Origin of the sequence: Methylobacterium sp. 174MFSha1.1 (genome assembly GCF_900116815.1) — a bacterium.
In the GTDB taxonomy this organism is placed as follows: domain Bacteria; phylum Pseudomonadota; class Alphaproteobacteria; order Rhizobiales; family Beijerinckiaceae; genus Methylobacterium.
Genome location: NZ_FPCB01000008.1, coordinates 1 through 22,589, shown reverse-complemented (window position 1 = coordinate 22,589; position 22,589 = coordinate 1). Strand labels below are relative to the sequence as shown.

Annotated in this window: 18 protein-coding genes, 1 pseudogene and 1 other annotated feature; of the genes and pseudogenes, 14 read left to right on the top strand and 5 right to left on the bottom strand. The window is 70.1% G+C overall.

Annotation, left to right across the window (positions count from 1 at the left end; genetic code table 11):
- Positions 1-12 precede the first annotated feature (12 nt).
- Positions 13-1,179: an aminotransferase class I/II-fold pyridoxal phosphate-dependent enzyme gene (locus BM430_RS06570; RefSeq protein ID WP_177302959.1), complete on the bottom strand. Its 1,167-nt coding sequence runs from the start codon at positions 1,177-1,179 to the stop codon at positions 13-15.
- Positions 1,180-1,363: 184 nt separating this feature from the next.
- Between BM430_RS06570 and BM430_RS06565 the strand changes: the two genes are divergently transcribed.
- The 8 genes from BM430_RS06565 (at position 1,364) to BM430_RS06530 (ending at position 10,889) form a co-directional block, all read left to right on the top strand.
- Entirely contained in the window at positions 1,364-2,191 is an 828-nt protein-coding gene (locus tag BM430_RS06565; protein WP_093566452.1) for a DsbA family protein, read from the top strand.
- Between the two features lie 164 nt (positions 2,192-2,355).
- Positions 2,356-2,847 carry an acetyl-CoA carboxylase biotin carboxyl carrier protein gene (accB, locus tag BM430_RS06560; RefSeq protein ID WP_244539352.1) on the top strand — a complete coding sequence of 164 codons (492 nt, stop codon included), beginning with the start codon at positions 2,356-2,358 and terminating at the stop codon, positions 2,845-2,847.
- Positions 2,848-2,860: 13 nt separating this feature from the next.
- Positions 2,861-4,216 carry an acetyl-CoA carboxylase biotin carboxylase subunit gene (gene accC / locus BM430_RS06555; RefSeq protein ID WP_093566451.1) on the top strand — a complete coding sequence of 452 codons (1,356 nt, stop codon included), beginning with the start codon at positions 2,861-2,863 and terminating at the stop codon, positions 4,214-4,216.
- A 260-nt stretch (positions 4,217-4,476) separates the two neighbouring features.
- On the top strand, positions 4,477-4,761 hold the full coding sequence (locus BM430_RS06550; RefSeq protein ID WP_093566450.1) for a hypothetical protein: 285 nt from the start codon (positions 4,477-4,479) through the stop codon (positions 4,759-4,761).
- 158 nt (positions 4,762-4,919) lie between these two features.
- Positions 4,920-5,582, top strand: coding sequence for a leucyl/phenylalanyl-tRNA--protein transferase (gene aat, locus BM430_RS06545; protein ID WP_093566449.1), 663 nt, complete (start codon positions 4,920-4,922; stop codon positions 5,580-5,582).
- Positions 5,583-6,062: 480 nt separating this feature from the next.
- Positions 6,063-8,531 (top strand): TonB-dependent receptor, encoded by a 2,469-nt coding sequence (locus BM430_RS06540; protein ID WP_093566448.1) that lies wholly within the window; start codon positions 6,063-6,065, stop codon positions 8,529-8,531.
- 310 nt (positions 8,532-8,841) lie between these two features.
- Positions 8,842-10,245: an ATP-binding protein gene (locus BM430_RS06535; protein WP_244539351.1), complete on the top strand. Its 1,404-nt coding sequence runs from the start codon at positions 8,842-8,844 to the stop codon at positions 10,243-10,245.
- Positions 10,242-10,889 carry a response regulator gene (locus tag BM430_RS06530; protein WP_093566446.1) on the top strand — a complete coding sequence of 216 codons (648 nt, stop codon included), beginning with the start codon at positions 10,242-10,244 and terminating at the stop codon, positions 10,887-10,889. The genes BM430_RS06535 and BM430_RS06530 overlap by 4 nt, the downstream gene beginning before the upstream one ends.
- Positions 10,890-10,972: 83 nt before the next feature.
- Here BM430_RS06530 and BM430_RS06525 read toward each other — a convergent pair whose 3' ends face one another.
- The gene (locus tag BM430_RS06525; protein WP_093566445.1) at positions 10,973-11,662 is read right to left on the bottom strand and encodes a hypothetical protein; all 690 of its coding nucleotides are present in this window, start codon (positions 11,660-11,662) and stop codon (positions 10,973-10,975) included.
- Between the two features lie 88 nt (positions 11,663-11,750).
- Positions 11,751-12,773: a TRAP transporter substrate-binding protein gene (locus BM430_RS06520; protein ID WP_093566444.1), complete on the bottom strand. Its 1,023-nt coding sequence runs from the start codon at positions 12,771-12,773 to the stop codon at positions 11,751-11,753.
- Positions 12,774-12,921: 148 nt separating this feature from the next.
- Between BM430_RS06520 and BM430_RS06515 the strand changes: the two genes are divergently transcribed.
- Entirely contained in the window at positions 12,922-13,713 is a 792-nt protein-coding gene (locus tag BM430_RS06515) for an IclR family transcriptional regulator (protein ID WP_210188420.1), read from the top strand.
- A gap of 79 nt (positions 13,714-13,792) precedes the next feature.
- Here the strand turns inward: BM430_RS06515 and BM430_RS06510 are convergent, their stop codons facing one another.
- Positions 13,793-15,061 (bottom strand): FAD-dependent monooxygenase, encoded by a 1,269-nt coding sequence (locus BM430_RS06510; protein ID WP_093566442.1) that lies wholly within the window; start codon positions 15,059-15,061, stop codon positions 13,793-13,795.
- Positions 15,062-15,189: 128 nt separating this feature from the next.
- Here BM430_RS06510 and tesB point away from each other — a divergent pair, with 128 nt between their 5' ends.
- The 3 genes from tesB to BM430_RS06495 all read left to right on the top strand — a co-directional run bounded on the left by tesB (position 15,190) and on the right by BM430_RS06495 (position 18,251).
- Positions 15,190-16,068: an acyl-CoA thioesterase II gene (gene tesB / locus BM430_RS06505; RefSeq protein WP_093566441.1), complete on the top strand. Its 879-nt coding sequence runs from the start codon at positions 15,190-15,192 to the stop codon at positions 16,066-16,068.
- Between the two features lie 256 nt (positions 16,069-16,324).
- Complete coding sequence (locus tag BM430_RS06500; RefSeq protein ID WP_048450383.1) at positions 16,325-16,663, top strand: P-II family nitrogen regulator; 339 nt, start codon at positions 16,325-16,327, stop codon at positions 16,661-16,663.
- An 85-nt stretch (positions 16,664-16,748) separates the two neighbouring features.
- Positions 16,749-18,251 carry an ammonium transporter gene (locus BM430_RS06495; protein WP_093566440.1) on the top strand — a complete coding sequence of 501 codons (1,503 nt, stop codon included), beginning with the start codon at positions 16,749-16,751 and terminating at the stop codon, positions 18,249-18,251.
- Between the two features lie 520 nt (positions 18,252-18,771).
- Here the strand turns inward: BM430_RS06495 and BM430_RS06485 are convergent.
- Complete coding sequence (locus BM430_RS06485; protein ID WP_093566654.1) at positions 18,772-19,149, bottom strand: nucleotidyltransferase family protein; 378 nt, start codon at positions 19,147-19,149, stop codon at positions 18,772-18,774.
- Between the two features lie 176 nt (positions 19,150-19,325).
- On the opposite strand from BM430_RS06485, the gene BM430_RS06480 reads away from it, so the two are divergent.
- Both BM430_RS06480 and BM430_RS06475 read left to right on the top strand, forming a co-directional pair.
- Positions 19,326-21,935 carry a DNA translocase FtsK gene (locus tag BM430_RS06480; protein ID WP_093566438.1) on the top strand — a complete coding sequence of 870 codons (2,610 nt, stop codon included), beginning with the start codon at positions 19,326-19,328 and terminating at the stop codon, positions 21,933-21,935.
- A gap of 77 nt (positions 21,936-22,012) precedes the next feature.
- Positions 22,013-22,589: pseudogene (locus tag BM430_RS06475) on the top strand (transposase); the annotation flags it as partial.
- Positions 22,294-22,410 (top strand) — a sequence feature (AL1L pseudoknot). Its footprint overlaps the pseudogene before it by 117 nt.

The following is a 22,589-nucleotide window of genomic DNA, read 5'->3' as shown; positions in this document are numbered from 1 at the left end:
CGTGTCCTCCGGTCAGCGCAGCCAGCCTTTCAGCCGCCGCACCGCCTCGTGTGCCTCGGCCTCGCCGCCGGCGAAGGACAGGCGCAGGTGGTGGGCGCCGGCGTCCGGGTCGAAATCGAGGCCCGGGGTCGCCGCGACGCCGGCCTCGTCGAGCATGCGGCGGCAGAAGCCGATCGAGTCGTTGGTGAGCCGGGCGACGTCGGCGTAGAGGTAGAAGGCGCCGTCGGCCGGATGCACGTCGCCGAGGCCGAGGGCCGGCAGCTCGTTGAGGAGGAGCGCGCGGGCCCGGGCGTAGTCGGCCTTCACCGCCTCCAGCTCCTCGGTGGCGTCGAAGGCGGCGAGCGCCGCCACCTGCGACAGGTAGGGCGCCGAGATGTAGAGGTTCTGCGCCAGGCGCTCGATCGGCCGCACCAGGCCCTCGGGCACCACCATCCAGCCGATGCGCCAGCCGGTCATGCAGTAGTATTTCGAGAACGAGTTGATCACGACCGCGTCCGGATCGACCGCGAGCGCGGTGGCGGCCGGCACGCCGTAGGTCAGGCCGTGATAGATCTCGTCCGAGATGAAGCGCAGGTTCATGGCGCGGCAGGCCTGCGCCAGGGCTGCGAGACCCGCTTCGTCGATCATCGTGCCGGAAGGGTTCGCCGGGCTCATGACCAGGAGGCCTTCGAGCGGCGCGGCCTCGTGGGCGGCGCGCAGGGCGGCGGCCGTCGGCACGAAGCCGTCCTCGGCCCGCAGGGTCAGCCCGACGGGCTCGAGATCGACGGCCTGGAGCACCGAGCGGTAGGCCGGATAGCCGGGAGCCGAGATCGCGACGCGCCCGCCGGCATCGAACAGGCTCAGGAAAGCGAGGACGAAGCCCGCCGAGGAGCCGGTGGTGACGACGACCCGCTCGGGCGCGACCGAGACGCCGTAGGCCTCGGCGTAGTGGCGGGCGATGCGCTCGCGCAAGGGCGCGATGCCGAGGGCCTCGGTATAGGGGATGCGGCCCGAGGCCAGCGCGGCCTGCGCCGCCGCGATGGCCGAGCGGGGGGCCGGCGCCGAGGGCTGGCCGACCTCCATGTGCACCACGCTGTCGCCCCGCCGCTCCCGCCGGGCCGCGGCGGCGAGCACGTCCATCGCCAGGAAGGGCGCGACGCGGGCGGCGCGGCGGGAGACGAGCGAGGCGGGATCGGACATGACGAGCTCTTGAAGCGGATGCGCGGGTGCGCCCCCGCACATAGCGGGATTTGCCGGAGATTGCGCCCCGCGGCCGGCGCAGGCGTGATTTGACAAGCCTGCCGCGAAACCGCCTAACCGGCGGCTCAAGGAGCGCGCCAGGATTGTGCGCCACCGACCGTGGACGACCCCGATGAGGACGACGATGCTGCCCCTGCCCCGCCTCCTGCCCGCCCTCGCGCTCGCGGGCCTCGTCGCCACCGCCGCCCCGACCCGCGCGCAGGCACCGACGACCACGCCGGCGGCGCCCGGTACGGCGGCGCAAGCTCTCGCAACCTCGGGCCCGATGAGCGACGTCCAGCGCCAGGCGATCGAGACCGTGGTGCGCGAGTACCTGCTGAAGAACCCGGAGGTGCTGCAGGAGGCGATGGCCGAGTTGGAGAAGCGCCAGCAGGACGCCCAGAAGGTCGCCCAGGCCAGCGCCCTAAAGGAAACCCGCGACATCCTGCACAACTCGCCGCACGGCTTCGTCGCCGGCAACCCGAACGGCGACGTCACCGTGGTCGAGTTCTTCGATTACAATTGCGGCTACTGCAAGCGCGCGCTCACCGACCTGCAGACCCTGATCAAGGGCGACCCCAAGCTGAAGGTGGTCCTGCGCGACTTCCCCGTGCTCGGCCCCGATTCGCTGGAGGCCAGCAAGGTAGCGCTCGCGGCCAAGCAGCAGCTCAAGGGCGACAAGCTGTTCGACTACCACACCCGCCTGCTCGAGAGCCGCGGCCGGGTGAACGGCGAGCGGGCGATCGCGGTGGCCAAGGAGATGGGCCTCGACATCGCCAAGCTCCAGAAGGACATGCAGGCCGCCGACATCCAGGCGGCCTTGCAGGAGAATGTGGGCCTCGGCGACAAGCTCGGCCTGTCGGGCACCCCGGCCTTCATCATCGGCGACGAGATCATCCCGGGCGCCGTCGGCGTCGAGCCGATCCGCAAGACGGTGGCCGGCGTGCGCCAGTGCGGCCACGCCACCTGCTGAGCTCGACGCTCCGCCCGTGCGGGCCGGCGCCCCTATCGCGCGCCTGCCGCATGGTCTATGAGGCCCGCCGATCGCCCGCCGGACAAAACGACGCCCCCGCGTCGTCCGGGACCGGGTCCCGGCGGGCCAACCCCCGCCCCCATCACGATTGCCGAAGACCTGCCGTGCCCTCCAACAACAAGCATGATCCCTTCGACCCGGAGCTCGTGCGCGAGCTCGCGACCCTGATCGCCGAGACCGATCTCAGCGAGATCGAGGTCGAGAAGGGCGACCTGCGCATCCGCGTCGCCCGCGAGCGCGCGGTGCAGCAGGTGCAGGTCCCGGTGGCGGCCGCGCTCGCCCCGCCCCTGCCGGCCGCCGCGGTCCCGACCGCCGCGCCCGCCGCATCCGCCGAGACCGACCCGAAGGCGCTCGCCGCCCATCCGGGCGCGGTGCTCTCGCCGATGGTCGGCACCGCCTACCGCAAGCCCTCGCCGGACGCGAAGACCTTCGTCGAGGTCGGCTCGCGGGTCGAGAGTGGCGCCCGGGTGCTGCTCGTCGAGGCGATGAAGACCTTCAACGACATCGTGGCGCCGCGCGCCGGCACCGTGACGGCGATCTTCATCGAGGACGGTCAGCCGGTCGAGTTCGGCGAGCCCCTCCTGCTGATCGAATAAACTCAAGGCCCTCATGTTCGACAAGATCCTGATCGCGAACCGGGGCGAGATCGCGCTCCGGATCCTGCGGGCCGCCAAGGAGCTCGGCATCGCGACGGTGGCGGTGCATTCCACCGCCGACGCCGACGCCATGCACGTGCGGCTCGCCGACGAGAGCGTCTGCATCGGCCCGCCGCCGGCCCGCGACAGCTACCTCAACATCCCGTCGATCATCGCCGCCTGCGAGATCACCGGCGCCGACGCGGTGCATCCGGGCTACGGCTTCCTGTCCGAGAATGCCCGCTTCGCCGAGGTGCTGAACCACCACGGCATCGGCTTCATCGGCCCGAAGGCCGAGCACATCCGGGTGATGGGCGACAAGATCGAGGCCAAGCGCACCGCCAAGCGCCTCGGCATCCCCTGCGTGCCGGGCTCCGAGGGCGGGGTCACCGATACCGACGAGGCCAAGCGCGTCGCGGCCGAGATCGGTTACCCGGTGCTGATCAAGGCGGCGTCCGGCGGCGGCGGCCGCGGCATGAAGGTCGCCCGCAGCGAGGCCGACCTCGAGAACGCCCTGATGACCGCCCGCACCGAGGCCAAGGCCGCCTTCGGCGACGACGCGGTCTACATCGAGAAGTATCTCGAGAAGCCGCGCCACATCGAGGTGCAGGTGCTCGGCGACGGCCGCGGCAACGCCATCCACCTCGCCGAGCGCGACTGCTCGCTCCAGCGCCGGCACCAGAAGGTCTGGGAGGAGGGCCCCTCCCCGGCGCTCAACGCCGAGATGCGCGAGCAGATCGGCGGCACGGTCGCCCGGGCGATGCAGGAGCTCGGCTATACCGGCGCCGGCACGATCGAGTTCCTCTACGAGGACGGGCAGTTCTACTTCATCGAGATGAACACCCGGATTCAGGTGGAGCACCCCGTCACCGAGATGATCACCGGGATCGACCTCGTCAACGAGCAGATCCGGGTGGCGGCGGGCGCGCCCCTGTCGGTGCGACAGGAGGACGTGCGGGTCGAGGGTCACGCCATCGAGTGCCGCATCAACGCCGAGCACCCGGCGACCTTCCGGCCCTCGCCCGGCACCATCACCTACTTCCACCCGCCAGGGGGCCTCGGCGTGCGGGTCGACTCGGCGGCCTTCCAGGGCTACCGCATCCCGCCGCACTACGATTCGCTGATGGGCAAGCTCATCGTCCACGGCCGCACCCGCAACGAGTGCCTGATGCGGCTGCGCCGGGCCCTCGACGAGTTCGTCGTCGCGGGCGTCGACACGACGCTGCCGCTGTTCCGCACCCTGGTGCGCAACGCCGACATCCAGAACGGCGCCTACGACATCCATTGGCTCGAGGAGTTCCTCAAGACCGGCGGTCTCGAGATCGGCTGAGCGCCGCGCGAGCGAGGGTCTCTCATGGGGGAAGGGGCGCCGGGAGGCGCCCCTTTTTCGTGTCCGGGTCCCCGATCCGGATGCGGCATCGCAGCAATCGATGGCGCGCGAGATTTTTGCGGCCGCCGCGGAACACGGTGACGTTTCGTCAGTTTTCCCGCCAACAACGGACACCACGATCCGATCCAACCCTGCGTCAGGCAGCGGACAGGCCCGGTCTGGACCGTGACGGCACTTCTCACATCTTGGAGACACTGACGATGCGCGTGATCAAGCTCGCCGCCGTGGCCGCCCTCCTGGCCACCCCCGCCCTGGCTCAGGCGCCCGTCTACCAGGGCCCGGTGCTGCCGAACCCGGTCGCCCCGGTGATCGACCCGCTCACCACCGGCACCGTGGCGAACCCCTATCGTCCGTCCCGCGTCGGCGGCGTCGGCAAGAACACCCTGCCGACCGACGTCGACTCGGCCACCGGCGGCAACGCCGAGATGCCGAGCCGCATGAACCCGAACCTCGGCAACACCACGGGCGGCCCGCTCCTGCGCTGATCGCGGTCGAGCCGGGGCGGTCCGCGCCCCGCATGACCCGCGGCCCCCAGCCGCGGGTCATTTTTCGTCTGCCGGCTCCGCGCGCCCTATCTTTGCCAGGGCTCGGCCATGGGGGAGAATGGCTTCCCCGCGCTCCCTGCGCCCGGAACCCCCCGCCGATGCACGGCAGCCTGAACGTCGAGATCACCGCCGAGATCCTGCTCAAGGCCTATGCGGCCGGCATCTTCCCGATGGCGGAGGATGCGGACGACCCGACCCTGTACTGGGTCGAGCCCAAGGAGCGGGGAATCCTGCCCCTCGACCGCTTTCATCTCGGCCAGCGCCTCGCCCGCACGGTGCGCAACGGCGGCTTCGAGGTGGTGACCGACCGCGACTTCGACGCGGTGATCGAGGGCTGCGCCGCGCCGCGGCGGGACAGCGACCGGACCTGGATCAACGCCCGCATCCGCGCCCTCTACGGCGAATTGTTCGACATCGGCCATTGCCACACCGTCGAGGTCTATGCCGGCGAGCCCCGGGTCCTGGTCGGCGGGCTCTACGGCGTCTCCCTCGGCGCGGCCTTCTTCGGCGAGAGCATGTTCCACACCGCCCGGGACGCCTCGAAGGTGGCGCTGGTGCACCTCGCCGCCCGGCTCAAGCGCGGCGGCTACACCCTGCTCGATGCCCAGTTCGTCACCAGCCACCTCGCCCAGTTCGGCGCCGAGGAGGTGCCGCGCCACGTCTACAAGGCGATGCTGCGCGGCGCGATCGACCGGCCGGCGCAGTGGGACAGCGCGCCGCTCACCGGCGCGGAGGCGGTCGCGGCCCTCGGCGATCCCTGAGAGAGTGCCGCTCGGTCGCGTCGGCCAATCCGGCGCCGGGCCGAACGACCCTAACGTCATCCCGGGGCGAGGCTTGCCGAGAACCCGGGATCCATAACCGCTGACGGCGCTGAACGAAGCGGCTCGCGTTCCGATTCATCCTCGACCCTCGGCGGTTATGGATCCCGGGTTCCGCTGCGCGGCCCCGGGATGACCCAGAGGGTGCGCATCGGGTCGATCAATCGATATTCCGAACAATTCCGGGAATATCAAGCAAATCTGATTGCCGGATCTTCCTGATCCATATCTCACCAGCGCTTCGGATTGTTGCGCTGAGGTCACGGCGCGCGGGGTTTCGGCACCGACTCTGCCCCATAACTACCGGAACGTGCAATGCCCCGTCCGGCGGGATTGCGGCAGAACGGTGAAGCTCGCTATCTCTGCTCCCGAGGGCGGCGCCACGCAGCGCCAAGAAGAGTCGAGTGGGGGAGTGTGTCGGGCATGACGGCGTCGCGCTGGGGATTTCTGGTCACGACTGCTCTCGTCTCGGCCGCGCTGATCGCGCCGGCAGTGGCGCAGGGCACCATCGCCCTCGAGACGATCGACGTCGTGCCGGTGACGCCGGTCGGCGGCGCGGCCGGCACGCGCAGCGGGCCCGCGACCGGCGAGCGGATCGAGGGCGGCGGCGCCCTGCCGCTCGCCAAGGTGCCGTTCACCGTCGAGACCGTGACGGCGCGGCAATTCGAGCAGGACCGCGCCACCCTCGACCCGACCTTCACGCTGGCCCGCACCACCCCGGGCGTGAACCTGTCCGACGGCCAGGGCAGCAGCTTCCGCCAGACCCTGACCTATCGCGGCTTCGACGCCTCGCCGCTGCTCGGCGCGCCGCAGGGCCTCGCCGTCTACCAGAACGGCACCCGCATCAACGAGGCCTTCGGCGACGTGGTGAACTGGGACCTGATCCCCCAGGTCGCGATCAACCGCATCGACATCGTCACCGGCAACCCGATCTTCGGCCTCAACGCGCTCGGCGGCGCGGTCAACATCGAGATGAAGAACGGCTTCACCTGGCAGGGCAAGGAAGTCTCGGTGATGGGCGGCTCGGACGGCCGCATCCTGGGCACCTTGCAATACGGCGAGGTGATCGGCCCCTGGAGCTTCTACTTCGCCGGCGAGGGCCTGCGCGATGCCGGCTGGCGCTACCAGTCGCCCTCGGAGATCGGCCGGGTCTACGCCGACCTCGGCCACCGCACCCTCGATTCTGAGTTCCACATCATCGCGTCCGGCGCCAAGACCTATTTCGGCGCCGCCGCCGCCTCGCCGGTGGACTTCACCCGCACCGACCAGCGGGCGATCTTCACCTACCCGCAATCGATCGACACCGCGGTCGGCCAGATCCAGGTCACCGGCAAGGTCAACATCTCCCCGACCTGGGACTTGTCGGGCAACGCCTATGTCCGCCGCCTCAGCCAGTACGTGATCGACGGCAACGACGGCAATTTCGAGAATTGCTCGACCCGCTCGAACTTCCGCGGCTTCCTGTGCTTCGAGGATGACGGGTTCTCGGCCGCGCCCGGCCAGACCCAGGCGCAGTTCCGCAACCAGTTCCTGATCCTGGGGCCCCAGAACCAGCAGATCCCGTTCCGGGCCGGCGTGCCCTACGGCACGATCGACACCGTGCGGACCGAGGCGACCGGCTACGGCGGCACGCTCCAGGCCACCAACCGCGACCGGATCTTCGACCGGCCGAACACCTTCATCGTCGGCGGCAGCATCGACGTCGCGAATTACGGCTTCAAGTCGTCGAGCACGCTCGGCGTGATCAACCCCGACCTGAGCGTCACGACGGATCCGCTCAACCCGACCCACGGCAACATCCCGGGCCTCGGCACCGGACCGATCCGCACGGCGGCGGCACTCGGCATCGCACCGAGCCAGGTCACGGGCTCGAACCTCTATATGGGCCTCTACGCCCTCGATACCTTCGACGTCACCGACCGGCTCTCGCTCACCGCCGGGGCGCGGCTGAACTTCGCCCGGATCAGTACCCAGGACCTCACCGGCTTCTCGCCCGACGTCACCGGCACGCATTACTTCAGCCGGATCAACCCGGTCGCCGGCCTGACCTACCGGGTCACCGACTGGCTGAGCGTCTATGGCGGCTATTCCGAGTCGAACCGGGCGCCGACGCCGCTCGAACTCGCCTGCGCCAACCCGGACCGGCCCTGCCTGCTGCCGAACTCGCTGGTCGCCGATCCGCCGCTGCGCCAGGTCGAGGCCCGCACCTACGAGGTCGGCATCCGCGGTTCGGTGCCGAACTTCTACGAGGGCGGCCTCCTCACCTACAAGCTCGGCGCCTTCCGCACCGACCTCACCAACGACATCCTCCAGGTCGCGGTGCCGGGCAACGCCGCGCGCGGCTACTTCATCAACGTGCCGGCGACGCAGCGCCAGGGCATCGAGGTCGCGGCCGCGTACACGACCGGGCGCCTGAGCCTCTACGCCAACTACGCGCTGATCGACGCCACCTTCCAGTTCCGCGGCGACCTGTCCTCGCCCAACAACCCGCTCGCCGATGACGGGCTCATCAGCGTGCGCCCGGGCAACAAGGTGCCGCTGGTCCCCGACCACCAGATCAAGGCCGGCTTCGACTACGCCATCACCCCGCAATGGCGCTTCGGCATGAACATGCAGGCGTTCTCGTCGTCCTATTTCCGCGGCGACGAGTCGAACCTCAACCGCAAGCTGCCGGCCTACTTCACCGCCAACCTCAACACCAGTTTCCAGCTGACGCCGACCGTGCAGATCTTCGGCCTGGTGACCAACCTGTTCAACAACCGCTACGCCAATTTCGGCACCTTCCTGGAGCGCGACGACAACTTCGCCGGCCGCTACGTGCTGAACGATCCCCGCACCACCACCCTGGTGCAGCCGCTCTCGGTCTATGGCGGCGTGCGGATGACGTGGTAGGCAGCTTGATTGACACAGGGGCTGCCGCGGGGCTCGTGTCATGAGGCGGCTGTCCGGATCATCGACGTGATCGGAAGAGCTCGGGATCCCCTCTCCCGTTTGGGAGAGGGGTAGGGGCGATCGAAGATCGCGCAGGGTGGCTCGGCTTCCGCAATGATCCTGACCCGTCGAGCTGCGCAGCTCGACGCGTAGCGACATATCCGGCAGCCGAGCCACCCTCACCCCCGGCCCCTCTCCCACACGGGAGAGGGGAGACGCGCCTTCTCCTTACCGCGCAGCCTGCCCATCGCGGAATTCCCCCGAGACCCCGTTGCGCCCGACCCCTCCACCGTCCCCCGCCCCCCCGCCCCGCCTCCTGCCCGCGCTCTGGTCCGGCCGCCCGATGCGGGCGCGGCTGATGGTGGTCGTCGTCCTCATCAACCTCGTGGCGGCGGCGATCTCGGGCGCGGTCATCATCCATAAGGCGCGCACCGCTACCGAGGTCGAGACCGCGGCCTCGATGGCGGTGGTCGAGCCGCTGGTGGCCGAGACCCTGCAGGCGCTGCAGGACGCACCCCTGTCCGGCCTGTTCCGCACCCTCGCCCTCCGCTTCCAGGGCCTGCGCCACGTCCGGGTGACGCTCATCGACGCCGCCAGCCGGCCGACCGAGGGAGGGACGCCGCGGGAGGGCACGCGGCGGGCGCCCCGCTGGTTCGCTCAGGTGATCGCGCCGCCGGCGCATCGCCACGAGGTGCCGCTGGTGCTGCGGGGTGAGCGCATCGGCACGGCGCTCGTCACCGCCGAACCCTCGGACGAGATCGACGAGGTCTGGGGCTACGCCCTGGCGCTCGGCCTCACCGGCCTTTCCTTAAGCCTCGCCATGCTGGCGATCCTGTTCCTCGCCTTCGGGCGGATCCTGAGCCCGCTCGCCCAGCTCGCCGCCGGGCTGACCCGGCTGGAGCAGCAGGATTACGACGCGCGCGTGGACCGGCCCGACACCCGCGAGCTCGCGGTGATCGCGACCCGGTTCAACCGCCTCGCCGAGGCGCTGGGCAGCGCGCGCGCCGCCAACCTGCGGCTCACCCGCCGCCTTCTCACCGCCGAGGAGGACGAGCGCCGGCGCACGGCGCTCGAGCTCCACGACGAGTTCGGCCCGTGCCTGTTCGGGCTGGAGGCCAATTCCTCCTCGATCGCCCGCATCGCCGCGACCCTCGACGAGCCCGCCCGCACCCGCCTGACCCAGCGCACCGACGACATCGCGGCGATCGTCACGCGGGTGCAGACGATCAACCGGGCCCTGCTCAACCGCCTGCGCCCGGCCGGCCTCGGCCAGGTGCCCCTGAGCCGCTGCCTCGAACTCCTGGTGCGCGAAGCGGCCCGGCACCATCCCGAGACCGCGGTCGAGGGGCACGTCGCGGGCCTGAGAGCCGGCTACGGCGACCTCGTCGACCTCACCGTCTATCGCTGCGTGCAGGAGGGGCTGACCAACGCGCTCCGCCATGCCGGCGCATCGCGGGTGATGGTGGAGGTCGCCGAGCGGGAGGGCAGCCTGCACCTCGCCGTCGACGACGACGGGACCGGCCTGACCGGTGACCGGGGCGAGGGACGGGGGTTAGCCGGGATGCGCGAGCGGGTCGAGGGCCTGGGCGGCCGGCTCGCCCTGGTGCCGCGCGAGCCGGGCACGTCGCTGCGGATCGTGCTCCCGACCGGGACGCCAGAGGAGGAGGCCCCGTGACCCGCGTCGTCGTCGTCGACGATCACCCGATCGTGCTCCAGGGCGCCCGGCGCCTGCTGGAGGATGCGGGCGCCGAGGTGCGCGGCGCCGCCGGCCTGCCGGAGGGCTACCGCGCCATCCTGCGCCACCGGCCCGAGGTGGCGGTGATCGACCTCGCCTTTCCCGGCCGGGACTTGCCGGGCCGGGATCTGGCCGGCCTCGCGCTGATCGGCCGGGTGCGCAGGCGCGCGCCCGCCACCCGGGTGCTGGTGTTCAGCATGCACGCCGACCCGGCGATCGTCGCCCGGGCGCTGGCCGCCGGCGCCGTCGGCTACGTCCTCAAGGACGCGCCGGCCGGCGACCTGGTGCGGGCCTACGAGCAGGTCCGGGCCGGGCGGCCCTATCTCGACGGGCGCCTCGCTACCGAGGTCGCCCTGCTCCAGGCCGATCCGCGCCGCTCCCTGCTCGGGACCTTGAGCCCGCGCGAGCGCCGCATCCTGGCCCTGCTGGCGGAGGGCCGGGGCTACGCGGCGATCGCCGAGGACCTGTCGGTCAGCTACAAGACGGTGACGAATGCCTGCGCGGCCCTGCGGCAGCGGCTCGGGGTGGCGACCTTGACGGAGCTGACGCATTTCGCCGTGCGGCACGTGGCGGATCTGCGGTGAGACGATCGCCGCCGTGCGAAGCCTGATCCTCACCGGTGCTTCGCGACGGGGGCGGGGAAGCCCGCTCGGGCGCGCACCGCGATCTATGGCTTGCCGAGATCCGCGGGCGTCATGCAAAACGACAACCTGTGGTGCCCGATGACGATCGCGCCGTCCTCGTGCAGGCCCGGAAGGGCATCCGCCGAAAGGTGCTGTCGCACGCGGGCCTGCACGATCTCCGGATCGTAGCCCGAGAGGATCACGACCCAGTCGGCCGTGCCGTCGGAACCGCGGATTTCCTGCTCCCGCGTCGGCGCGCTGGTCCGGGGCGTGTCCGTCACCAGCAGATGCGCGCCGGTCAGGCCCGGCTCGGCAGCCAGCTCCGCGAGGGTGCCGACGATCCGGTCCCGCAACGCCGACCGGTCCTCGCGACCGGGCGACAGCCGCACCGTGGCGAGCGAGGTGGCCACGCCGCCGCCGAAGCTCGCCTCGACGCGGCACTGGCTGCGCACCATGCCGAGATGATGGGGCATCATCGTCGTCGACCAGGGTGTGGGCGCGTTGAGCCGGTCCAGGTATCCCGTCGAGGTGAGCGTCTCGTACGCGTCGAGTTCGTAGAGCACGAAGAAATCGTCTGCCTCGAGCGTGCTCGTCCAGCGCGACCCGCGCAGGAAGCCGGGAATGCTCAGCCGCTCCGGGAAGTGCTCGTGAGAGTGCCAGTCGCCGAACTCGGCGCGCCTCTCCGACTTGATGCTCCACCACATCGCGACGGCGGCTCGGCCCAGTAAAGACATGCTTGCCTCTCATCTTCGCGGGATATCGGATGGCAGCGCGGCACGCGGTCGCCGAGCCGCCAGATCACGGCACCGCCAGGATCACGGCTCACCCGAAGGACGCACCCGCTGCCTCCTCCAGGATCTGAAAGGCCTGGTCGCCGAACTTGCGACGCACCTCCGTGTAGTAGCCGGACGATCTCAGCTTCGCCCTGAACGAGTCGGCATCGACATCGTTGAACGCGATTCCGCTTTTCATCATCGTGTCGCGATAGCTCTGCTCCAGGCCGGCGAGATCGGCGCGCTGAGCCCGCCCCGCCTGGTTCAACCGATCTTCGACGATGTCCTGCAGTTTCTCCGGGATGCTCTTCCAGACCCGGCCGTTGAACAGGACCCAGTTGCCCTGCCAGATGTGATTGCTCAACGAGCAGAATTTCTGAACCTCGTGGAAGCGCGAGGTCACAATCAGGCTGAGAGGGTTTTCCTGGGCATCGACGATCCGGGTCTGCAAGGCGGGGTAGACGTCGGTGAACTGCACGCTGGTCGGCGCCGCGTCCAGCGCCCGGAACAGGCTGGTATAGGCCGCCGCGCTGGGAACGCGGATCTTCAGCCCGCTCAGATCGGCCACCGTCCTGATCGGCTTCACCGATGTGGTGATCTCCCGGAAGCCGAGATCCCACGACGTGCGGGCGGCATACAGGTTGCTCTTCGCGAAAGCGTCCCGGATGTAGGCGCCGAGCTTGCCGTCCATGGCCGGCCAGACCTTCGAGGCGTCGGAGAAGGCGAAGCCGGTTCCGTCCAGGGCCGCCGCGGGCACGACCGTCGAGACGACGAGGCCGCCGATGACGTAGCCCTCGACGGCGCCCGACCGGAGCTGGCTGAGCGTGTCCGCCTCGCCGCCGAGCTGGCCGTTCGGAAAGATGCGCAGCTCGACCCGTCCGTCGGTGTCCTTCTGGATCGTGTCGGCGGCCTCCAGGAGACGGATGTTCGTCGGATGCGCCGCGGCCAGCGGATGCGCGATCTTGAGGCTGAACTCGGCCGCGGCGGCGCGGCGGACGAAGGGTGCGGTGACCAGCGGTACGGCCGCGATCATGGCCAGCGCCTGCCTGCGCCGAATGAGGGTGGTCCCCATCGTCGTCCTCCTCCCGTATCGAGCCGTCGCTGCCCGCGATCTGAGCACTCCTGTCGTATCGCCACGGATCGACGCCGCAACGTTTTTTGACTATCTTTCAAATTTTGAAAGACTGCGTGAAAAACGGGATGCCGGGATGAGTGGATCGATGGAGAAGGCGCTCGCCATCCTGGAATACCTGGCGGCCCGCCCGCACGGCGCACCGCTCGTGTCGATCGCGACCGACCTCAACCAGATCCGGAGCGGGTGCCATCGCACGCTGAACGAGCTGATGAAGTACGGTTACGTGCGGCTCGTGCAGCGCGGCGAGTACGCGCTGACCACGAAGCTCTCCTCGATGGGAATGAGCTTCCTGAGCAAGTCCGGCATCATCGACATCGCGCAGCCGGTCATGAACCGATTGGCGAGGGAGACGGAGGAGCTCGTCCGTCTTGCCATCCTCGACGGGAACAGGCTGACCCTCGTCGCGAAGGCGGTGGGGTCGAAGGTCGGGCTGCTCTACGATCCCGACATGGGCATCGACCTGACGCTCTCCTGCAGCGCGGCGGGCCATGCCTGGCTGGCGACCCTGAGCGACCAGCAGGCGACCGAGGCCGTGGTGCATCAGGGCCTGGGCGATCCCGCGAGCTACGGGCCGAACGCGCCCACCACCGTGGACGCTCTCCTGGCGATGCTGCACGAGCACCGGAAGCGGGGCTTCAGCATGATCAGGGACGTGTACGCTCCCGGAATGAGCTCGATGGCCGCGGTCGTCCGGCGCAAGGGCGAGCCCGCGGCCGGCGCCCTGATCGTCGCCGGTCCGTCCTCCCGCTTCACGGAGGAGCGCATGCTCGGCGTCGGCCCCAGCCTGCTGAGAATGGCGAACGAACTCGCGCTCATCGGAAGCGCGTCGCCGCTGCTCAAGACGAACGCGGGCGGCACGTGGGGCAACATGGCTTGACGCGCCCCGTGATCGCGAGCCCGCGAAGCGGAACCCGCGATGGTCGCCACGTGAGGCGAGGGGGGACAGCCGGTCCCGCCTACAGCGCCTCGCCGCGCATCAACCGCGGCTGGCGCCCCCGCAACCCCGCCGCCTCGCGGATGAACAGCCGCTTCAAGCCGGGCAGCCGGTCGACGAGGCCGAGGCCGAGGTCGCGGGCGAGGCGGACCGGCAGGGCGTCGTTCGAGAACAGGCGGTTGAGGCCGTCGGTGGCCGCTCCCATCGCCAGCGTGTCGAAGCGCCGGCTGCGCTCGTAGGTCTCCAGCGCCTCCGGCCCGCCCGGATCGAGGCCGAGGCGCATCGTGTCGGCCAGCGCCTCGGCCAGGGCGGCGGCGCTGCGCAGCCCCAGGTTCAGGCCCTGGCCGGCGATCGGGTGGATGACGTGGGCGGCATCCCCCAGCAGCATCAGCCGCTTCGCGCCGAAGCGCCGGGCGATGCCGAAGGAGAGCGGATAGGCCTTGAGGGGTGATTCCAGCGCGATGCGGCCGAGGGTGAGACCGAAGCGGCGCTCGACCTCGATCAGGGCCTCCTCGGGCCCGCCGCCGAGAAGGGCCGGCACCTCGGCTTGCCGCTCGGTCCAGACGATCGAGGAGCGGTGGCCGAGCGACCCGCCGGGGGGCAGCGGCAGCACCGCGAAGGGGCCGGACGGCAGGAAGTGCTCGATCGCCCGGCCCTCGTGGTCGCGCTCGTGCGCCACGGTCGCGACGATGCCCGACTGGGGATAGGACCAGCCGACCCAGCCGATGCCGGCGGCCTCGCGCAGGCGCGAGCGGGCGCCGTCCGCCGCCACGACGAGGTCGGCGCGGATCCGGCGTCCGTCCGGCAGGCGCGCGGTGATCCTGTCGGTCTCCGGCACGGCGGTGAGGACGGGGCTCGCCTCCAGCACCACGCCCGCCGCCGCGGCGGCATCGCGCAACGCCGTGAGCAGGCCGCCGCCCTCGATCATGTGGGCGAAGGGCTCGCCTTCGGCCACCTCGCCCTCGAAGGTCAGGAAGGTCGGCCGCACCGGGTCGGCGAGGCGGCTGTCGGTGACGACCATCTCGCGGATCGGCTGGGCACCCGGGCTCACCGCGTCCCACACGCCGAGGCGCTCCAGCATCCGCCGGGCCGCGGCCGCGACCGCGTAGGCGCGCAGGTCCCGCGGGGCGTCCGGCCGGCCGAAGGCCGGGTCGCAGACCGTGACCTGCACGCTCTCGCCCAACGCCTGCCGCAGGGCGAGTGCCAGCGCCAGCCCCGGCAGCCCGCCGCCCGCGACGACGATCTCCCGCGCCGCCCCCCGTCGTCCGCTCACGCCGCCACCCTGCGCCATGCCACCATCGCCCGCTGCTCGTCCGAACGGCACGGCTCATAGCATGAGTACGGGCCGTTGGCGTCGCTTGACGGCGCGCCTCGGCCTGCGTCAGCTACGCGCCCCTCCCTCGATCCGGAATCCGTCCCGTGCGCGCGGTCGCCGACCTCCTCGACATCCTCGACCTGGAAAAGCTGGAGGAGAACCTCTTCCGGGGCCGCTCGCCCAAGGACCGCTGGCAGCGGGTCTATGGCGGCCAGGTGATCGGCCAGGCCCTGGTCGCGGCGACCCGCACCGTGCCGCCGGAGCGCCGGCCGCACTCGCTCCACGCCTATTTCCTGCTCGGCGGCGACCCGAAGGTGCCGATCGTCTACGAGGTCGACCGCATCCGCGACGGCCGCAGCTTCACCACCCGCCGGGTGGTGGCGATCCAGCACGGCCGGCCGATCTTCTCGATGTCGGCCTCCTACCATGCCGAGGAGCCGGGCTTCGACCATCAGGCCGAGATGCCGGCGGTGCCGATGCCGGAGGACCTGCCCGGCGAGGGCACGCTCAAGGCCGCCATGCTGCCGCGGATGCCCGAGCCGGTCCGGGCCTATTTCCAGAGCGAGCGGCCGATCGAGCTGCGCCCGGTCGAGATCGAGCGCTACGCCTCCCGCACGCCCGGGCCGCCGCGCTTCCACGTCTGGATCCGGGCGACCTCGCCCCTGCCGGACGATCCGGCGATCCACCAGGCGGTGCTGGCCTACGCCTCCGACATGACGCTGCTCGACACCTCGCTCATCCCGCACGGCCGCACGGTGTTCGAGAGCGAGATCCAGCCGGCGAGCCTCGACCACGCCCTGTGGTTCCACCGGCCGTTCCGGGCCGACGAGTGGCTGCTCTACGCCCAGGACAGCCCGAGCGCGTCCGGCGGCTGCGGCGTCTCCCGCGGGCTGATCTTCACCCGGGACGGCACCCTCGTGGCCTCGGTCGCCCAGGAGGGCATGATCCGCGAGAAGCGGGTGGCGCCGGAGCCTGAGGCCTGAGCCCTCCCCGCCTACCGATTGGGCATATGGCGGTTTTTTCACCGTCATTGCCGCCATGAGCGGCTTCATTATCCGCAATCGGCCCAGGAACCGGGCAGCTTGTCCGTAGGTCCGCTGCCGCGCTCTGGCACGTTCCTTGATTGATGTCCTTTCGAGACCGGCATCGGGGCCCATGGGTTCGCCGCGGCGCCGGATCACGCCTCGCCCCGGCTCAGAGCCGGCACGGGGTCGCCGAAATCGAAAGGGGGCTCGTCCCATGAAGATCGTCATGGCCATCATCAAGCCGTTCAAGCTGGAGGAGGTCCGCGACGCCCTCACCAGCATCGGCGTGCACGGCCTGACCGTGACCGAAGTGAAGGGCTACGGCCGGCAGAAGGGGCATACCGAGATCTATCGCGGGGCCGAGTACGCCGTCAGCTTCCTGCCCAAGCTCAAGATCGAGGTGGCGGTGGCGGTCGACCTCGTCTCGAACGTCGTCGACACCATCGCGGCCGCCGCCCGCACCGGCCAGATCGGCGACGGCAAGATCTTCGTGATGCCGCTCGAGAAGGCCGTGCGCATCCGCACCGGCGAGACCGACGTCGACGCCCTCTGACGGCGCCACCCGCGCGGGGCCTCATTCAGTGCCCCGCCGCCCTTCATTCCCGTCATTGCCTTATTCCATCGGGAGTTCCTCTTCCATGAAGCTTCGCAACGTCCTGGCTCTCGGCCTGGGAGGCGCCGCGCTGGCGCTGGTCCTGGTGGAGCCGTCCCTGGCGCAGACGCCGACCGTCGAGGCCGCCCCGGCCGCGGCGGCGGCGCCGGTGCCCAACAAGGGCGACACCGCCTGGATGCTGATCTCGTCGGCGCTGGTGCTGATGATGTCGATCCCCGGGCTGGCGCTGTTCTACGGCGGCCTGGTCCGCACCAAGAACATGCTGTCGCTGCTGACCCAGGTCTTCGCCATCGTCAGCCTCGCCTGCATCGTCTGGGTGTTCTTCGGCTACAGCCTCGCCTTCACCAACGGTGGCGGCCTCAACGACTTCGTCGGCGGCTTCTCGAAGGCGTTCCTGCGCGGCGTCGACGCCAACTCGGTCGTGGCGACCTTCTCGAACGGCGTCGTCATCCCCGAATACGTCTACATCTGCTTCCAGATGACGTTCGCGATGATCACCCCGGCGCTGATCGTCGGCGCCTTCGCCGAGCGCATGAAGTTCTCGGCCCTGATGCTGTTCTGCCTGCTGTGGCTGATCTTCATCTACTTCCCGATGGCGCACATGGTCTGGTACTGGGGCGGCCCCGACGCGGTCGGCAACGCCGCCAAGGCGTTGGCCGCGGCCACCGACGAGGCCTCGAAGAAGGCGGCCCAGGACGCGCTCGACGCCGTCAACGCCGATGCCGGCCTGCTGTTCAAGTGGGGCGCCCTCGACTTCGCCGGCGGCACCGTGGTGCACATCAACGCGGGCATCGCCGGCATCGTCGGCTGCCTGATGATCGGCAAGCGCATCGGCTACGGCCGCGACCTGCTCGCCCCGCACTCGCTCACCATGACGATGATCGGCGCCTCGCTGCTCTGGGTCGGCTGGTTCGGCTTCAACGCCGGCTCCAACCTCGAGGCCAACGGCTCGGCGGCGCTCGCGATGATCAACACCTTCGTGGCCACGGCGGCGGCCGGCCTGTCCTGGCTCCTCGTCGAGTGGGCCGCCAAGGGCAAGCCCTCGCTGCTCGGCATGCTGTCTGGCGCGGTCGCCGGCCTCGTCGCCGTCACCCCGGCCTGCGGCTTCGCCGGCCCGATGGGCTCGATCGTGCTCGGCCTCGTCGCCGGCGCCGTCTGCTTCGTGATGTGCTCGACCGTCAAGAACGCGCTCGGCTACGACGACTCGCTCGACGTCTTCGGCGTGCACTGCGTCGGCGGCATCCTGGGCGCGCTCGCCACCGGCATCCTGGTCAACCCGGCTTTGGGCGGCGTCGGCGCCCCCGACTACGCGACGAAGCCCGGCGAGTTGGTCGCCGCGGCCTACGAGTTCGGCCCGGCCTTCCTGTCCCAGGCCAAGGCGGTCGGCTTCACCATCCTGTGGTCGGGCGTCGGCTCGGCGATCCTCTACAAGATCGTCGACGTGGTGGTCGGCCTGCGCGTGACGCAGGACGAGGAGCGCGAGGGCCTCGATCTCGCCGATCACGGCGAGCGGGCTTACAACTACTGAGACTTTGGGGCCGGGGCGGAAACGTCCCGGTTCTCATCGGAGAGCGTGTGGAAGAGCCCCGGTGCGGTTGCGCCGGGGCTTTTTGATGGATAGGCCGCTCGATCATATTGTCAGAATTTTCGCTATCGCTAAATTCTTATCTTTATCCGCAGTACTGTCAGCAACAACTCCGCTTGAGCGACAGCCCACTCTGCCTCGACCAAACCAGGAGGCTCATCAGTGTAGTCCGCGAGCAGCCTTATCTCATGAACGCGGTTGAGTGCGCGCCCGGAGTCAGCATCGATACGCCCAGTCTGAACAAGATCCCTCCCAAAAGCGGCAATCAGACTGCGATGTGTTTTGCTGGCCGATCCGGCAGAAGACTGGCTCCACGCTATCAAAGCTGCCTGCGCAGCATCAAACATCGCGTAGTACGCACGATTGCAAGCGCCATCCAGATCCCCTGCAATTAAGAGCATCCTGGCTGAACGCGCCGCCTGTTCGGCTTTCTCCAGATACCGTTCAGGTGTAGCAGATCTGCTCACAGGCGAACCCCGTCCCGCTTGATCGCCGCGATCAATCCCGGATTACTGAACGTCTCCGGCCGGTCGAACTCGTCCTCCCACAGCGGCACCGCCTGAACCAGAATCCCCGTCTCCAGCATCACCGTGAAGGCGATCTCCGCCATCTCGCCCGCGATCGGATAGCGCCAGCCAGCCGGACCGTTCAGGATCACCGCCAAGTCGACATCGCTATCGGCGTCGTGCGTCCCGCGGGCGCGGCTTCCGAACAGCACGGTCTCCTTCACCGGATAGCGCCCAGCGATGTGGCGCAGGAAGGTCCGGGCCGCATGCACGGTCTCGGAATCCGGCAAGTCGGGACCGGATAAGTCAGGACGGTGTAGGACGGGAGAGGACATCCATGCCTCGCGCATAGCAGGCGGGCCGAACCCGCCATCCACCAAAAATCCTTAGCAGATCCAGCGCCGTCCCGCCGCTCTCCCGCAATGCCGCAAGACGCGGTTAGCCTTAAACCACCATTAACCGCATCGCCCCATCCTCACGGTCCAGTTCCGCGTACCCGGTCCAGCCCCGCATGCGTTCGCTTCGTCGCTCGGCCTCGCCCTACGATGGCCTCATCGACACGTTCCGCGCGTTCCTGACGCGGCGGGCGACAGAAGTCACCGGCCTCGCCCTGCTCGTCGGGGCGGCGTGCTTCACCGTGGCCCTGGCGACCTGGTCGATCGACGACCCGAGCCTCAACCACGCCACCTCGCGCTCCGCCCGCAACCTGCTCGGCTTCGGCGGGGCGGTGGTGTCGGATCTCGGCATGCAGCTCCTCGGCCTGGGCGCGCTCGCCTTCGCGCTGCCGCCGGCGGTGTGGGGCATGCGGCTGTTGCGCACCCACCGGCTGGCGCGGCTGCAATTGCGGCTGGTGCTCTGGATCATCGGCTTCGGCGCGGCGAGCGGCATGGCGAGCGCGCTGCCGCCGACCGCGCGCTGGCCGCTGCCGACCGGCCTCGGCGGGGTCGCGGGCGATGCGCTGCTCGGCGCCGCCAAGGCGATCGCCGGCCCGGCCGGCGCCTTCGCGGGCTTCCTCTACGCGGCGGTCGCGGTGGTCAGCCTGACCGGCGCCTGCGGCTTCGGCCTGATCGAGGACGAGGAGGGCGACGACGAGGCCGAATCCTACGCCCCCGTGGTGAGCCGCTACGACGACCGGCAGCCCCGCCGCGGCGCGGGCCCGGCCCATGACGACGAATCGCCCGGGCTCGGCCTCGCCTCCCTCGGGGCACTCGCCCACCTGGCGATCAGCGCGAAGAGCGCCGTGGCGCAGAAGATCGACGCGATCCGCGACGGCTCCTGGCGTCACGGCGCCGCCGACCCCTATGCGGGCAACTCGCCGGCGCTTGCCGCCCGCCGCGCCTTCGCCGAACCCGGCGAGGACGAGGCCTGGGACGAGCCCGCGGCCGAGCGGGCCGCCGAGCGTCCGGCGAAGGCCGGCCGCCGCGAGCCGGTCTTCGCGGAGGCTCCGCCGCGCCGGGCCGAGGCGGGTTCGCGCCGGGCCGAGCCGGTGTTCGAGGACGACTCCGCGGACGAGGACGAAGCGGAGGCCCCGCGCGGCCGCGTCGCGCCCCCTCCCCCGCCGATCCAGACCCGCCGCGCGCCCGCGCCCGCGCCGGCCGCGCCCGACTCCTACGAGATGCCCGCGCTGACGCTGCTCGCCGAGCCGCGCCACCCGGCCCCGAGCGCCGCGGTCTCGACCGACGCCCTGGAGCAGAACGCCACCCTGCTCGAATCGACGCTGGAGGACTTCGGGGTGCGCGGCGAGATCCTGGCGGTGCGGCCGGGCCCGGTGGTGACGCTCTACGAGCTGGAGCCGGCGCCCGGCACGAAGTCGAGCCGCGTCATCTCGCTCGCCGACGACATCGCCCGCTCGATGTCCGCCATCTCCGCCCGCGTCGCCGTCGTCCAGGGCCGCAACGCCATCGGCATCGAGTTGCCGAACGCCAAGCGCGAGACGGTCTACCTTCGCGAATTGCTGGCCTCGCCGGCCTTCGCCGAGACCAAGCAGAAGCTCGCGCTCTGCCTCGGCAAGAACATCGGCGGCGAGGCGATCATCGCCGACCTCGCCCGCATGCCCCACCTGCTCGTCGCCGGTACCACCGGCTCGGGCAAGTCGGTCGCCATCAACACCATGATCCTGTCGCTGCTCTACCGGATGACCCCGGAAGAGTGCCGCCTGATCATGGTCGATCCCAAGATGCTGGAACTCTCCGTCTATGACGGCATCCCGCACCTGCTCTCCCCCGTCGTCACCGACCCGAAGAAGGCGGTCGTCGCCCTCAAATGGGCGGTGCGCGAGATGGAGGAGCGCTACAAGAAGATGTCGAAGCTCGGGGTCCGCAACATCGACGGCTTCAACGCCCGGGTGGCGGAGGCCCGCGCGCGGGGCGAGGTGATCACCCGCACGGTCCAGACCGGCTTCGACCGCGAGACCGGCGAGGCGATCTACGAGGACGAGGTGATGGACCTCGCGCCCCTGCCCTACATCGTGATCGTGGTCGATGAGATGGCCGACCTGATGATGGTGGCGGGCAAGGACATCGAGGGGGCGATCCAGCGTCTCGCCCAGATGGCGCGGGCCGCCGGGCTGCACCTGATCATGGCGACGCAGCGCCCGTCGGTGGACGTGATCACCGGAACGATCAAGGCGAATTTCCCGACCCGGATCTCGTTCCAGGTGACATCGAAGATCGATTCGCGCACGATCCTGGGCGAGATGGGCGCCGAGCAGCTGCTGGGCCAGGGCGACATGCTGTTCATGGCGGGCGGCGGGCGGACGACCCGGGTGCACGGGCCGTTCTGCTCGGACGACGAGGTCGAGCAGGTGGTGGCCCATCTCAAGCGCCAGGGCCGCCCCTCCTACCTCGAGGCGGTCACCGCCGAGGAGGGCGAGGAGGAAGCGGACGCGCCCGTCATGGACCAGGGCGGCTTCGGCGACCCGTCGGCCGACCTCTACGACCAGGCGGTGGCGGTGGTGTTGCGCGACAAGAAGGCCTCGACCAGCTACATCCAGCGTCGGCTGCAGATCGGCTACAACCGGGCGGCCTCGCTGATGGAGCGGATGGAGCGCGAGGGCATCGTCGGCTCCGCCAACCACGCCGGCAAGCGCGAGATCCTGCTGGAGGACGGGCAGGACGGGTGAGAGCCAGCTTGGTCCCGGAGACCGATCTGAACCGCCCCGGGTTTCCCGGAGGCTCCAACTTCTGAGAGGATGGAGCCATGACGAAACGAACAGCCCCTTTTTCGTCCGAGGTGCGCGAGCGCGCGGTGCGGATGGTGCGCGACCATGAGGGCGAGCACGGCTCGCAGTGGTCGGCGATCCAGTCGATAGCCGCCAAGATCGGCTGCTCGGTCGAGACGCTACGGAACTGGGTGCGCCAGTCTGAATGGGATCAAGGTATGCGACCCGGCCAGACGACGGACGAGCGCGAGCGGATCAAGGCGCTCGAGCGATAGGTTCGCGAGCTGCGCCAGGCCAACGAGATTCTGCGCAAGGCGTCGGCGTATTTCGCCATGGCGGAGCTCGACCGCCGGTCGCGGCCATGATCAGCTTCATCGACGATCATCGGGCAGTCTACGGGGTCGAGCCGATCTGCAGGGTGCTGCCGATTGCCCCGTCGACCTACTACGCGCATGCCGCCCGGCGTGCCGATCCTGAGAAGCAACCGGTTCGTGTTCGCAGCGACGCCGCGTTGATGATCGAGATCCAGCTCGTGTTCGAGGCGAACTTCTGCGTCTACGGTGTACGCAAGATCTGGCGGCAACTGGCCCGGGAGGGGATCGTGGCCGCGCGATG

Coding starts and splice junctions, on each gene's coding strand:
- BM430_RS06540 (WP_093566448.1), top strand. CDS start 6,063: ATGACGGCGTCGCGCTGGGGATTTCTGGTCACGACTGCTCTCGTCTCG.
- BM430_RS06515 (WP_210188420.1), top strand. CDS start 12,922: ATGGAGAAGGCGCTCGCCATCCTGGAATACCTGGCGGCCCGCCCGCAC.
- BM430_RS06480 (WP_093566438.1), top strand. CDS start 19,326: ATGCGTTCGCTTCGTCGCTCGGCCTCGCCCTACGATGGCCTCATCGAC.
- BM430_RS06495 (WP_093566440.1), top strand. CDS start 16,749: ATGAAGCTTCGCAACGTCCTGGCTCTCGGCCTGGGAGGCGCCGCGCTG.
- BM430_RS06550 (WP_093566450.1), top strand. CDS start 4,477: ATGCGCGTGATCAAGCTCGCCGCCGTGGCCGCCCTCCTGGCCACCCCC.
- BM430_RS06570 (WP_177302959.1), bottom strand. CDS start 1,179: ATGTCCGATCCCGCCTCGCTCGTCTCCCGCCGCGCCGCCCGCGTCGCG.
- aat (WP_093566449.1), top strand. CDS start 4,920: ATGCACGGCAGCCTGAACGTCGAGATCACCGCCGAGATCCTGCTCAAG.
- BM430_RS06565 (WP_093566452.1), top strand. CDS start 1,364: ATGCTGCCCCTGCCCCGCCTCCTGCCCGCCCTCGCGCTCGCGGGCCTC.
- BM430_RS06525 (WP_093566445.1), bottom strand. CDS start 11,662: ATGTCTTTACTGGGCCGAGCCGCCGTCGCGATGTGGTGGAGCATCAAG.
- BM430_RS06510 (WP_093566442.1), bottom strand. CDS start 15,061: ATGGCGCAGGGTGGCGGCGTGAGCGGACGACGGGGGGCGGCGCGGGAG.
- BM430_RS06485 (WP_093566654.1), bottom strand. CDS start 19,149: ATGTCCTCTCCCGTCCTACACCGTCCTGACTTATCCGGTCCCGACTTG.
- BM430_RS06520 (WP_093566444.1), bottom strand. CDS start 12,773: ATGGGGACCACCCTCATTCGGCGCAGGCAGGCGCTGGCCATGATCGCG.
- BM430_RS06500 (WP_048450383.1), top strand. CDS start 16,325: ATGAAGATCGTCATGGCCATCATCAAGCCGTTCAAGCTGGAGGAGGTC.
- accC (WP_093566451.1), top strand. CDS start 2,861: ATGTTCGACAAGATCCTGATCGCGAACCGGGGCGAGATCGCGCTCCGG.